The sequence below is a fragment of the Buchnera aphidicola (Muscaphis stroyani) genome (assembly GCF_005080865.1).
Taxonomy (GTDB): Bacteria; Pseudomonadota; Gammaproteobacteria; order Enterobacterales; family Enterobacteriaceae; genus Buchnera; species Buchnera aphidicola_AG.
This window is the reverse complement of the sequence record NZ_CP034861.1, coordinates 88,411-100,920: the sequence shown is the minus strand read 5'-3', so window position 1 is coordinate 100,920 and position 12,510 is coordinate 88,411. Positions and strand designations below refer to the sequence as shown.

10 protein-coding genes are annotated in these 12,510 nt (G+C 27.7%); 2 read left to right on the top strand and 8 right to left on the bottom strand.

Features of this window, described 5'->3' with window-relative positions; all coding sequences use genetic code 11:
* Positions 1 to 17 precede the first annotated feature (17 nt).
* From hisC to smrB, 4 genes are all read right to left on the bottom strand, one after another.
* Positions 18 to 1,082 carry a histidinol-phosphate transaminase gene (hisC, locus tag D9V75_RS00465; RefSeq protein WP_410051786.1) on the bottom strand — a complete coding sequence of 355 codons (1,065 nt, stop codon included), beginning with the start codon at positions 1,080 to 1,082 and terminating at the stop codon, positions 18 to 20.
* Complete coding sequence (hisD, locus tag D9V75_RS00460; RefSeq protein ID WP_261979443.1) at positions 1,082 to 2,386, bottom strand: histidinol dehydrogenase; 1,305 nt, start codon at positions 2,384 to 2,386, stop codon at positions 1,082 to 1,084. Before hisD ends, hisC begins: the two co-directional genes overlap by 1 nt.
* A gap of 9 nt (positions 2,387 to 2,395) precedes the next feature.
* The gene (gene hisG / locus D9V75_RS00455; RefSeq protein WP_158343212.1) at positions 2,396 to 3,295 is read right to left on the bottom strand and encodes an ATP phosphoribosyltransferase; all 900 of its coding nucleotides are present in this window, start codon (positions 3,293 to 3,295) and stop codon (positions 2,396 to 2,398) included.
* 232 nt (positions 3,296 to 3,527) lie between these two features.
* A complete protein-coding gene (smrB, locus tag D9V75_RS00450) occupies positions 3,528 to 4,061 on the bottom strand; it encodes an endonuclease SmrB (RefSeq protein WP_158343210.1) in 534 nt (177 codons plus the stop codon).
* A 257-nt stretch (positions 4,062 to 4,318) separates the two neighbouring features.
* On the opposite strand from smrB, the gene aroC reads away from it, so the two are divergent.
* Positions 4,319 to 5,389: a chorismate synthase gene (aroC, locus tag D9V75_RS00445; protein ID WP_158343208.1), complete on the top strand. Its 1,071-nt coding sequence runs from the start codon at positions 4,319 to 4,321 to the stop codon at positions 5,387 to 5,389.
* 209 nt (positions 5,390 to 5,598) lie between these two features.
* Complete coding sequence (dapA, locus tag D9V75_RS00440) at positions 5,599 to 6,483, top strand: 4-hydroxy-tetrahydrodipicolinate synthase (protein ID WP_158343205.1); 885 nt, start codon at positions 5,599 to 5,601, stop codon at positions 6,481 to 6,483.
* 351 nt (positions 6,484 to 6,834) lie between these two features.
* On the opposite strand, the gene dapE is transcribed toward dapA, so the two are convergent.
* The 4 genes from dapE to D9V75_RS00420 all read right to left on the bottom strand — a co-directional run bounded on the left by dapE (position 6,835) and on the right by D9V75_RS00420 (position 12,406).
* Positions 6,835 to 7,962, bottom strand: a complete 1,128-nt coding sequence (gene dapE / locus D9V75_RS00435) for a succinyl-diaminopimelate desuccinylase (RefSeq protein ID WP_158343203.1) — start codon at positions 7,960 to 7,962, stop codon at positions 6,835 to 6,837.
* 97 nt (positions 7,963 to 8,059) lie between these two features.
* On the bottom strand, positions 8,060 to 10,057 hold the full coding sequence (gene tkt / locus D9V75_RS00430) for a transketolase (RefSeq protein WP_158343200.1): 1,998 nt from the start codon (positions 10,055 to 10,057) through the stop codon (positions 8,060 to 8,062).
* Between the two features lie 54 nt (positions 10,058 to 10,111).
* Complete coding sequence (gene tal / locus D9V75_RS00425; RefSeq protein WP_158343197.1) at positions 10,112 to 11,062, bottom strand: transaldolase; 951 nt, start codon at positions 11,060 to 11,062, stop codon at positions 10,112 to 10,114.
* A gap of 120 nt (positions 11,063 to 11,182) precedes the next feature.
* A complete protein-coding gene (locus D9V75_RS00420; protein WP_158343195.1) occupies positions 11,183 to 12,406 on the bottom strand; it encodes a beta-ketoacyl synthase N-terminal-like domain-containing protein in 1,224 nt (407 codons plus the stop codon).
* Between the last annotated feature and the right edge of the window lie 104 nt (positions 12,407 to 12,510).

Genomic DNA, 12,510 nt, shown 5'->3' with positions numbered 1-12,510 from the left:
AACTTTTATTGTTGAGATTAAACAAACTTTTTTAGCTCTTCAATTACACGCATACATTCTTGACGAGATCCAATAGAAATTCTCAAGCATTCTCGTAGATTTATTTTGTGATTCTGATTTCTTAAAATGATACCATTATTCCATAAAGTTTTAAAAATTTTGTCAAACATAAAAAATTGAACTAATACATAGTTAGCATGACTATTAAATACTTTTTTAACACAGGGCATATTTTTTAATTTTTTAACTAACCAAAAACGATTTAAATTTAAAATTGAAACTCTATTTTTCATTAATTTAATAGAATCTACAGTTAAAGCTTGAGCGGCTATATCTGAAACAGGAGAAGGTATTGGATAAGGGCTAATTACCTTATGTAAAGCATTTATAACTTCTTTTGTTGATAAAGTAAAACCACATCTTATTCCTGCTAAAGCAAAAGCTTTTGATAAAGTTCTTAAAATAACTAAATTTGAATATTCTTTTAAAAAATTAATCATACTATTGTTTGGAGAAAATTCGATATAAGCTTCATCAATTACCACTAAGCATTTACCAGAAGTTATTTTCAGCAAATTTATGAGAGTATCTTGCGATATAATGTTACCAGTTGGATTGTTAGGATTGCAGATATATATTAATTTTACCTGATTTAATTTTAATTTAATACTAGATACATCTATTTTCCATGTATTTTTTATAGTAGGAATTTCTTCTATTTTTACTCCTGCAATTTTTGCATTAATTTGATACATATCATAAGTAGGTGGACAGTAAATAATTTTATCTATTCCAGGTTCGCAAAAAGCCTTTATTAATAATTCAATCCCTTCATCAGCTCCTCTAGTTGATAAAATTTGATCAGGTGATAAATTAACGTAACGAGCATATGATTTTATTAAATTTTTAGGTTGACATTCTGGATAACGATTAAACATTTTTTTTTCTGTTTCAAAAATTGTTGATAAAGGCGATTCATTTGCATTTAACCATACATCTCCATGACCTCCAATTCGTCTAGCGGATTGGTAAGGTACTAATTTTTGAACATTTTTTCTTAATAGTTTAGTTATATCGTTCATTATATATTCCTTTTAACAGAATCAACTCTAATTTTTACAGCATTTTTATGTCCTTCTAATTTCTCTGCTTCAGACAAAATCTGAAGAGTATGAGATAAATTAATTAAACCTTGAGACGTTAATTCCTGAACTAAAACACGTTTTTGAAAATCGGCTAATCCCAAACAAGAGCTTGAAACGGATTTCCCATATGTAGGTAAAACATGATTTGTTCCAGATGCGTAATCACCTGCTGTTTCTGGAGACCAAGAACCTAAAAAAACTGAACTGGCATTTAATATACTGTCTAATATTTTTCTTGGCTGCTCTGTTTGAATACTCAAATGTTCAGGTGCATAAATATTAGATATATTTATACATTCAGTAATGTTGTCAGTAACAATGATTATGCTATTCTTTAAAGAACTGGTAATTTCTTTCAATCTAGATAAATTAATTAATTGATTATTAATAGAAATTATAACTTTTTTAGCTAAATTAATATAAGGAGTTAATAATATTACTTGAGAAGACAATCCGTGCTCTGCTTGAGATAATAAATCTGCAGCAATGAAATCTGGATTAGACTTATTATCAGCAATAATTAATAATTCGGAAGGACCAGCCAACATGTCTATAGCAGGTCCATTGTAAATTGAACTTACTTGTAATTTTGCTTCTGTAACATAACTGTTTCCTGGTCCAAAAATTTTGTCAACTTTAGGGATAGTTTGAGTGCCAAAAGCAAGAGCTGCAATAGCTTGAGCCCCTCCTACTTGAAATATTTCATTAATGCCGCATATATATGATGCATACAGAACTTCTTCACTGATTGGAGGAGGAGAGCAGAGAATTATTTTCTTACAACCAGCAATTACCGCAGGTATTCCTAACATTAAAACAGTAGAAAATAAAGGAGCTGTTCCGCTTGGAATATAAATTCCTATAGAATTTAAAGGTAAATTAATTTGCTGACAACGCACTCCAAATTGAGTTTCAATGTCTACTTCCGATGAAATTTGAGCTTGATGAAAACATGTAATATTTTTTTTAGCAATTAAAATTGATTGTTTTAAATCTTTATTTATCTTTAAAAAAGATGCGTTAATCTGCTCTTTTGTCAATTTAAACTCATTTATATGACATTTATCAAATAATAAAGTATACTCTTTTAGAGCTTGATCGCCTAAAATTTTAACTTTTTTGATAATTTTTTGAACTGTCTCTTTCACTAAAAAACTTTTTTGAACGCTAGGTCTAGATAAGATTTTTTTCTTCTCATCTAAATTTAATTCATTCCAATGAACAATCTTATTAAAATAAATCATATAATTTTACTCCATCATTTTTTCTATTGGTAAAACTAAAATTGAACTAGCTCCTAAAGATTTTAATTTTTCCATAGTTTCCCAAAATAATGTTTCACTGCTCACCATATGCATTGCTACTCGATTATTATCACCAGCTAGTTTTAGAATAGTCGGCCTCTCTGCTCCTCTTAATAAAGATACAACTTCTTTTAATTTATTAACAGGAGCATGAAGCATAATATATTTTGATTCTCTAGCTTTAATTACACCCTGAATACGAGTCATTAATTTATTAATTACTTCTTTTTTTTCACTATTAATTCTTCCTGTTCTGGAAATTAAACATGCTTGAGATCGAAAAATAACTTGCACTTCTCTCAAACTATTAGCTTCTAATGTAGCACCTGTTGAAACTAAATCGCAAATTGCATCGGACAAACCAGCTCGGGGAGCAACTTCTACTGAACCATTTAACATGCATGTTTTAAAAGAAATATTTTTTTTATCTAAATATTTTTTTAACAAATAAGGATAAGAAGTAGCAATTCTAAGATTTTTAAAATATGTGATACCAAAATAATTAGCATCATAAGGTACAGCTAAAGATAATTTACAAATTCCAAAATCAAGACGTTTCAGAGTAATATAGTCACTATCAGATTTTTGTGACATCCTATTTAACAATTCTTCTTCAAGAACATTTTCTCCAACTATTCCTAAATCTACTACTCCGTCCATTATTAATCCGGGGATGTCATCATCACGAACAAGCATAACATCAATCGGCATATTTTCGGCAAAAGCTATTAATTTTTGTTGTTTCAAATTTATTTTAATACCACAAGATTTAAGTAACTTTATAGAATCGTTGCTTAATCGACCTGTTTTTTGCATTGCAATACGAACGTGATTACTATTAAACATAACTATTCCTTAACATTTTATGCTGGAAATAATATATTTATAAATTTTATATATTTTAAAAATAAAAAAACCCAAAAATAAGGGTTTTCAAAAAAATATTTTTATACACTTTAAACATATAAAGATATTATTTTTATTAAAATAAATCTTATAAAATTTTTAAAAAAATGAAAAAATAAAAACGTTTTATGTTATTGAATAAACAAACATTATTTTCAATTTCATTCTTATTTTAACAAGATCTAATCTTAATTATCACTACAATTGCAGCGCCACTTCCAAGAATTTTAGGAGCTTGATGAAAAGCTATAACATCTGGGTGTTGAGATAACCAAAAAGGAATTTGTTTTTTTAAAATATGCTCACCATATCCATGCATAATATGTACGCAAAAAACTCTTTCTTTCTGACACGCTACCATTAGTTTTGCAAGTTCTTTTTGTGACTGATACTGCGTTAATCCATGTAAATCTAAAAAAATTTCTGGGTTATATTTTCCTTGTTTTAAACGATTTAGTACATGAATAAAAGTTTTATTGCATACGTAAGACACAGGATCGTATCTAAATAAATTCTTATTTTTTTTGTTAGAAAAATAATGACTATGAGAATCTTGTTCTAAGAAAGTACGTTTCAATGATGTATTAGAATTAACTTTATGAATTCTAGAATGAAATATTGTATCTTGTACTATTTCACGAGTATTATCTAACCATTTACGGAATAAAATATCACTATTATTAGTGCATTGCCTATTTTTATTCATAATTATTTATTACCAAAATATTAATATAATCTGATATTTTAAAAATATTATTTTTTAATTTGTATGATGATTTTAATTAATTATATAATTTAGTTTTTAGAAAAACAACAAATAAAACATTTATCATTATTCAATATACAAAAATAATAAAAAATTGAAAAATGAAACTAAAAAATTTTTTTTATTCATATATATTCTAATATTTCTATTTTTTATTCTTTATAATTTTATACATTTATTCTAAAAAAAGGTACAAAATGGCTGGAAATACAATTGGAGATATATTTCGTGTAACAACGTTTGGAGAATCACATGGAGCATCATTAGGATGCATTATTGACGGAATGCCTCCAGGTATTAGTATATGCTCCAAAGATTTGCAATTTGATTTAAATCGAAGACGACCTGGAGCTTCTCGATATACTACTCAACGTCGTGAATCAGACCAAATTCATATACTTTCTGGAATGTTTAATGGTATCACAACAGGGACTAGTATCGGATTAATAATTAATAACAAAGATCAGCGCTCATCAGATTATAATAATATAAAAGACTTATTTAGACCTGGTCATGCTGATTTTACTTATGAAAAAAAATATGGAATTAGAGACTATCGAGGAGGAGGAAGATCCTCAGCTAGAGAAACTGCAATGAGAGTTGCAGCAGGAGGATTTGCTAAAAAATATCTAAAAGAAAAATATAAAATTATCATTCGAGCATACTTATCAGCTATGGGAGATATTAATTGTTCGTTTAAATCTTGGATAGAAGTAGAAAAAAATCCTTTTTTCTGCTCTGATTCAGAAAAAATTATACATCTGGAAAATCTCATTAAAAACTTAAAAAAAACAGGAGATTCCATCGGAGCAGAAATTACAATTGTTGCTGAAAACGTACCAATAGGACTAGGAGAACCAGTTTTTGATCGTCTAGATGCTGATTTAGCTCATGCACTAATGAGTATAAATGCAGTAAAAGGAGTAGAAATTGGAGATGGATTTTCTTCTATAAAGCAAAAGGGAAGCGAGCATCGAGATGAAATTACTCCAAATGGATTTTTAACTAATCATGCTGGTGGAATTTTAGGAGGTATTAGTAACGGTGAAAACATTGTTTTAAAAGCTGCTTTTAAGCCTACATCAAGTATAAAAAAAATAGGAAATACAATTGACAAAAATCACAAAATAAAAAAAATTGTTACTAAAGGAAGACATGATCCATGTGTAGGAATTCGTGCTGTTCCAATTACTGAAGCTATGGTTGCAATTGTAATAATGGATCACATATTAAGATTTCGAGCTCAATGTGGACAAATTAATCTTTAAAAAAATATTTTTAACAAATTTACTTTTACTAAAAAATCAGTAACTTCTTAAAATATTTATAAATAAAAATAATTTTTATTAAAATAAATTTCAAAAAATCAAATTTTTATAAAAATAAAAAAGTAATACAGTATTTATAATTTTTATTTATTATCTTAATTTTAGATATATGTAAAAATAAAATAAATTTTTTATAGAGGCGAAAACAAATGTTTACAGGAAGTATTGTTGCATTAATAACTCCAATGAATGAAAAAGGTCAAATTTGTCATTCTAGTTTAAAAAAACTAGTTAATTATCACATACTAAATAAAACAAAAGCAATTGTTTCTATTGGAACTACTGGGGAATCAGCAACTCTAAGTCAAAAAGAACATATAAATATTGTTATGCTAACTTTAGAGTTAGCAGACTCAAAAATTCCAGTTATTGCAGGAACAGGAGCAAATGCTACAACTGAAGCAATTTCCTTAACTAAAAGATTTGAAAAATCTGGAGTTTCAGGATGTCTTACTGTAACTCCTTATTATAATAAACCTACTCAAGAAGGATTATATCAACATTTTAAAGCCATTTCAGAAAACACTAAATTGCCTCAAATTCTTTATAACGTTCCTAGTCGAACCGGTTGTGATTTACTTCCTCAAACTGTAGCTAGATTATCTGAATTTGAAAATATAATAGGGATCAAAGAAGCAACTGGTGATCTATCAAGAATTAGTAAAATTAAAAAATTAGCAAAAAAAAACTTTTTACTTATAAGTGGAGATGACGCAACAGCATTAGATTTTATGCAACTTGGAGGACAAGGTATTATATCAGTTACAGCGAATATAGCAGCAAAAGAAATGGCGAAAATGTGTTCATATGCATTAAAGGGAGATTTTATTAAAGCAAGATTTATTAATGAACGTCTTGTATTATTGCACGAAGCTTTATTTATAGAACCTAATCCCATTCCAGTAAAATGGTTAGCGAAAAAAATAGGATTAATAAAAAATGATACATTAAGATTACCTTTAACTCCAATTTCAAATTCTACTTGTTTAAAACTTGAAAAAGCAATGAAATATGCCAATCTTCAAAAGATATAAAGATATTTTTTAAAAATACTGATTTAATTGTGTACTTTTTTATTAATAGCATCTGGTTCTTATTTGAATGTTGTCAATACAAAAAACGATTGAGTTTTAAATTATGAATATCAGGAATTAAAAATGTTAATTATACTAAATGAAATAAATACGCCTCTCCAAAATAAAAAATTAAATCAATCAAATCACAGTATTCTGCCGATTAAATAAAAAAAATTTTAAAAATTTGTTGATGTAAATATAAGTAATTTAAAAATGAAACACAAGAATATCATTGTTTAAAACTGTATCATGTTTCACTTAAAATGCAGAGTGTCTTTATGATATTCTGCATCAAAAAATGTTTATTTTTTAAACAAGTAATTTTTTCATAACATCTTCGTAAATCAGGCTTAATGCTTTTAAATCAGATATTTTGACACATTCATTGACTTTATGGATGGTATTATTAAGTAGTCCTAATTCAACTATTTGAGCATTCATTAGTGAAATAAATCTGCCATCAGAGGTTCCCCCATTAGTAGATATAATTGGATTAATATGATTTATATATACAACAGATTGTATTACAGTATCTAACAACAAACCAGATTTAGTTAAAAAAGGTTGTCCTGATAGAAACCATTCTATGGAATACTTTAAATTGCTTTTATCTAAAATATCTTTAATTTTTAACTTAATTTCTTTGTCAGAAGTTTCTGTGCTAAAACGAAAATTAAATTGAAAAAATAAAGAACTTGGAATAATATTACTACTTCCACTTCCTGCATGAATATTTGAAAAATTTACGCTAGTTGGTGAAAAAAAAGAATTTCCATTATCTAATTTTAAAGATAATATTTTTAAAATAACAGGTAATCCTTTATGGATTGGATTTTCTGCTAAATTAGGATAAGCAATATGCCCTTGTACACCGTAAATTTTAACATTAGCTGTTATAGATCCACGTCTTCCATTTTTTATTACATCACCAACAATTTGACTACTAGATGGTTCTCCTACAATACAATAATCAATAGTATCTTTTTTATTTATTAAATACTCTACTACTTTTAAAGTACCATTAACAGCGCTTGATTCTTCATCAGAAGTAATTAAAAAAGACAAACGTCCTTGATGATTTGGAAATTTACTAACAAATCTCTCAGCTGCAATAATCATAGCTGCTAGAGCTCCTTTCATATCTGAAGACCCTCTTCCAAAGAGAATACCATTTCGAATTACAGGATCAAAAGGACTTGTCTTCCAAATTTTTTCTTCTCCTGGTGAAACTACATCTGTATGACCTGCAAATGTCAATGTTTTTCCAGTTCCTCTAAAAGCCCAAAAATTTTTTGTATCACATATATTAATTTCTTGGATTTGAAATCCAATGGATTTTAATCGCTTTATCAAAATTTTTTGACAACCTAAATCTCTTGGGCTAATGGAAGGAATGCAAATTAATTTTTTAGCTAGCTCAGTAATTTCACAAACCATGTTCGGTTATCCTATTTTATCTTTATTTTTAAACATAATATAAACGTTTTAATGAAAAAATGGGGCTTTTAAAAGCCCCTTGAAAATATTTTTAGAATTACGATTCTAATAAAATCTTTGATTTATTTACTATGTTTTCTACAGTAAACCCAAATTCTTTGAATAATACATCTGCTGGTGCAGATTTTCCAAATTCTTCCATTCCAATTATTAAACCATTAATTCCTACATATTTATACCAAAAATCTTTTACACTAGCTTCAATTGCTACTCTTTTAGTAACACTAGATGGTAAAATTAATTCTTTATAATTATCATCCTGCCTATCAAACACATTAGTCGAAGGCATCGAAACTACTCGAATAGAATATCCTAAAGAAGCTATTTTTTTTGCAGCAAGAAAAGCAACTTCTAATTCAGATCCGGTAGAAATAAAAATAATATCAATCGGAGATTTTGAATCATATAATATATATGCTCCATAAGAAATATCACTTAATTTTAAATTTTCTCTATGAAATTGAGATAAATTTTGACGTGACAAAATAATTGCTGTTGGTCCATTTTTTTTCTCAATAGCATTTTTCCAAGCCACTAGTGTTTCAACTTGATCACTAGGTCTCCAAACATCTATATTTGGAGTCATTCGTAAACTAGCTAATTGTTCTACTGGTTGATGAGTTGGGCCATCTTCACCTAAACCAATAGAATCATGAGTGTATATAAAAATATGTTTACTATTCATTAAAGCAGCCATTCGAACTGCATTTCTTGCATATTCAACAAATATTAAAAAAGTGGATGTGTATGGAATAAATCCACCATGATTAGATATTCCGTTTGCAATGGCGCTCATTCCAAATTCTCGAACTCCATAGTGAATATAGTTACCAAACGAATTACTTTTAATTGCATTACTACCTGACCACATAGTTAAATTGCTAGGAGACAAGTCAGCCGATCCTCCTATTAATTCTGGTAGCAATGGACCAAATTTTTCTAAAGCGTCTTGTGACGCTTTTCGACTTGCAATTTTTTTTGGGTTTTTTTGAGCATTTGAAATAATGTTTATATTTTTTTCATACCAATCTAGAGATAATTCATTGTTCATTCTTCTAATATATTCAGAAGCTAATTTAGGATACATAGATTGGTATAAATCAAATTTTTTATTCCAAGATTCTTCAAATTTTGAACCTTTTTCTATTGCATTCCATTTTCTATAAATCTTGCTTGGTATATAAAAAGGTGGATACTTCCATTTTAATTTTTCTCGTGTTAAAATAATTTCTTTTTCTCCCAAAGGGGATCCATGCGCTTCAGAACTTCCGGATTTATTAGGAGAACCAAAACCAATAACAGTATTACAAATAATGATAGAAGGCTTATCTTTAATTGATTTCGCTTCTTCAATACTTTTTATAATAGATTTAGAGTCATGACCATCAACATCTTTTACCACATGCCAATGATATGATTTAAAACGTTGAGGTGTATCATCTGTAAACCAATTAGCAATTTCTCCATCTATCGAAATGCCGTTATTGTCGTAAAAAACAATTAATTTTCCTAATTTTAAAGTCCCTGCTAAAGAACAAACCTCATGAGAGATTCCTTCCATTAAACAACCATCACCAACAAATGCCCATGTATAATGATTAACTATTTTAAAATTTTTTCTGTTAAAATAAAAACTTAAATTTTTTTCAGCAATAGCCATACCGACTGCATTGGCTAATCCTTGCCCTAAAGGACCAGTAGTGGTTTCTATACCAGGAGTTTCACCTACTTCTGGATGACCTGGAGTTTTAGAATTAATTTGTCTAAAATTCATTAGTTCTTGTATTGATAAATCGTATCCAGTAAGATGTAATAAACTATATAACAACATGGATCCGTGACCATTAGAAAGAACAAATCGATCACGATCACTCCAATTAGGATTTTTAGGGTTGTGTTTTAAAAAATCTCTCCATAATACTTCAGATATGTCTGCCATACCCATAGGCATTCCAGGATGTCCTGATTGTGCTTTTTCTACTGCATCTACACTTAACATACGAACTGCATTGGCTAATTCTTTTCGTGAACACATATTTTTTCCAATTAATGAATAAAAAATTTAAATGATTAAACTTATTTAAGAAATTTATATTTTTTTATAAAATATTTTTTCTAAAGATAACTGATCTTTTCCAAAATCTCGTATTCCTTCTGATAATTTCTGAACAGCCATCGCATCTTGATTATGTTCCCATCGAAATTCTTCTTCAGAAAACGATACTGGAGTTTGAAAAAAAATATTAGAAGGAATAAGTTTTCTTTCTACTATTTCAGTACTTGATTCCAGCTCTTCTAAAAAAATAGGAGAAATAGTTAGTCGATCACATCCTGCCAAATCTAAGATCTGTTTAATATTTCTAAAACTTGCTCCCATAATTATTGTTTTATAATTATGTTTTTTATAATAATGAAAAATTTTAGATACAGATAAAACTCCTGGATCTTCTTTTAAAAAAGACGAAAAAAGTTCTTTTTGAGAAAAATACCAATCATAAATTCTTCCAACAAAAGGAGAAATTAAAAATATTTTTGCTTCTGCACAAGCACGCGCCTGTGCAAAAGAAAATAAAAGTGTTAAATTACAAAAAATATTTTCTTTTTTAAGTTCTTCTGCTGCTTTAATTGATTCCCATGTAGACGCTAATTTAATTAATACTCTTTTACGAGAAATACCTTGTTCTTCATACATATTAATAATTTTTTTTGCTCTTAAAATACACTTTTCTTTATCAAAAGATAATCTCGCATCAACTTCGCTAGAAATATAACCTGGAACATATTTTAAAATTTCTGTTCCGAGATCTACTAAAATCTTATCGCTCGCATTAATAATTTTTTTTCTATACGAACCTCCTTTCTGTTTTGCATATTTTACAGCTTTATCAATAAAATGTTGATTACTTTTTATATTCACGGCTTTTAATATTAAGGATGGATTAGTTGTTGCATCTTCTGGTTTGTATTTACGAATAGATTCTATATCACTTGTATCTGCAACAATAGTTGTAAATTTTTTTAACGCATTTAATTGATTCATTTTTATCCTCATAATTTTTCAATTCATTAATTTATATTAAAAAATGCTTATGTCTTATTACATGAAAATATATTTTAATTAAAATAAAATTTAGAAAAATTAAATATGTTAATAAATATATTAATATTTTTTAATGATTAATGAAACATTTGTTCCACCAAAACCAAAACTATTCGACATAGCCGTGTTAATAATCACATTAACTGTTTTTTGAATAATATTCATTTTTTTTGCATAAGGCTCTAAATTTTTAATATTAATAGTTGGAGCTATAAAATTATATTTCATCATTAGCAACGTATAAATTATTTCATGTACTCCAGAAGCTCCTAAAGAATGACCAGTCATGGACTTCGTAGCTGAAATTTTTAGTTGTTTTAGATCATTTAAAAATACTTTTTTAATTGCTTTTAACTCAACTAAATCACCAACTTGAGTAGATGAACCATGGACGTTTATATAATCAATTGATGCATTTTGTTCTTTTTTTGCTAATTTCATGCATCTTTCTGCTCCAATTCCAGAAGGTAAAATCATATCTGAACCATCTGATGTAGTAGCATATCCAATTATTTCAGCATAAATGCAAGCAGATCGAGATAAAGCACAATCTAGATCTTCTAAAACTAATATTCCAGCGCCGCCTGATATTACAAAACCATCACGGTTTACATCGTACACTCTTGATGATTTAATAGGAGTTTTGTTAAATTTAGATGAAAGAGCTCTCATAGCGTCAAACTCAGAAGCTAATTCCAAACTAATATCCTCAGCTCCACCAGCAAAGACAATATCTTGTACACCTGATTTAATTAATTCAAATGCATTTCCAATGCAATTTGAAGAAGTTGAGCAAGCTGAACTAATGGAATAATTTACTCCATAAATCTGAAATAAAGTAGATAAACATGCAGAAATTACTGAATTCATTGATTTAATTGCAACATAAGGACTCGTAGATTTTAAGATATTTTTTTTATTTTTTATTGAATTGTAATTATTTGAAAAAGACTTAGAAGAGCTACATCCAGAGCCAACAATTAAACCAACACGAGAATTTTTTTGATATTGACAATTTTTTAAATTTGAATCTTTTATTGCTTCTTTCATAGACAAAAACGCATAAATAGCAGCATTATTCATAAATCGAAATACTTTATTTGTAATATGAAACTTATTTTTTAACAAAATATTCCCCCAAACTTGACTTCTCATGCCTGCATTTTTCATTTCTTCAGAAAATGTAATACCAGAAATTCCGTTATATAAAGATTTGAGTACTTCTTTTTTATTATTTCCTATACTTGAAACGATTCCAAATCCTGTAATCACTACTCTTTTCAATTTAAAAACCTCTAAAATATTTATAAAATTATATATTTTAAAAATCGAATATATTAATATTAACTTAACATATCAAAAATAAATTAAAAAAGTATTAAATTAAT

Excerpts from the sequence above, each read along its gene's own strand:
- tal (WP_158343197.1), bottom strand. The coding sequence starts at position 11,062 with ATGAATCAATTAAATGCGTTAAAAAAATTTACAACTATTGTTGCAGAT.
- smrB (WP_158343210.1), bottom strand. The coding sequence starts at position 4,061 with ATGAATAAAAATAGGCAATGCACTAATAATAGTGATATTTTATTCCGT.
- tkt (WP_158343200.1), bottom strand. The coding sequence starts at position 10,057 with ATGTGTTCACGAAAAGAATTAGCCAATGCAGTTCGTATGTTAAGTGTA.
- hisG (WP_158343212.1), bottom strand. The coding sequence starts at position 3,295 with ATGTTTAATAGTAATCACGTTCGTATTGCAATGCAAAAAACAGGTCGA.
- dapA (WP_158343205.1), top strand. The coding sequence starts at position 5,599 with ATGTTTACAGGAAGTATTGTTGCATTAATAACTCCAATGAATGAAAAA.
- aroC (WP_158343208.1), top strand. The coding sequence starts at position 4,319 with ATGGCTGGAAATACAATTGGAGATATATTTCGTGTAACAACGTTTGGA.
- hisC (WP_410051786.1), bottom strand. The coding sequence starts at position 1,082 with ATGAACGATATAACTAAACTATTAAGAAAAAATGTTCAAAAATTAGTA.
- dapE (WP_158343203.1), bottom strand. The coding sequence starts at position 7,962 with ATGGTTTGTGAAATTACTGAGCTAGCTAAAAAATTAATTTGCATTCCT.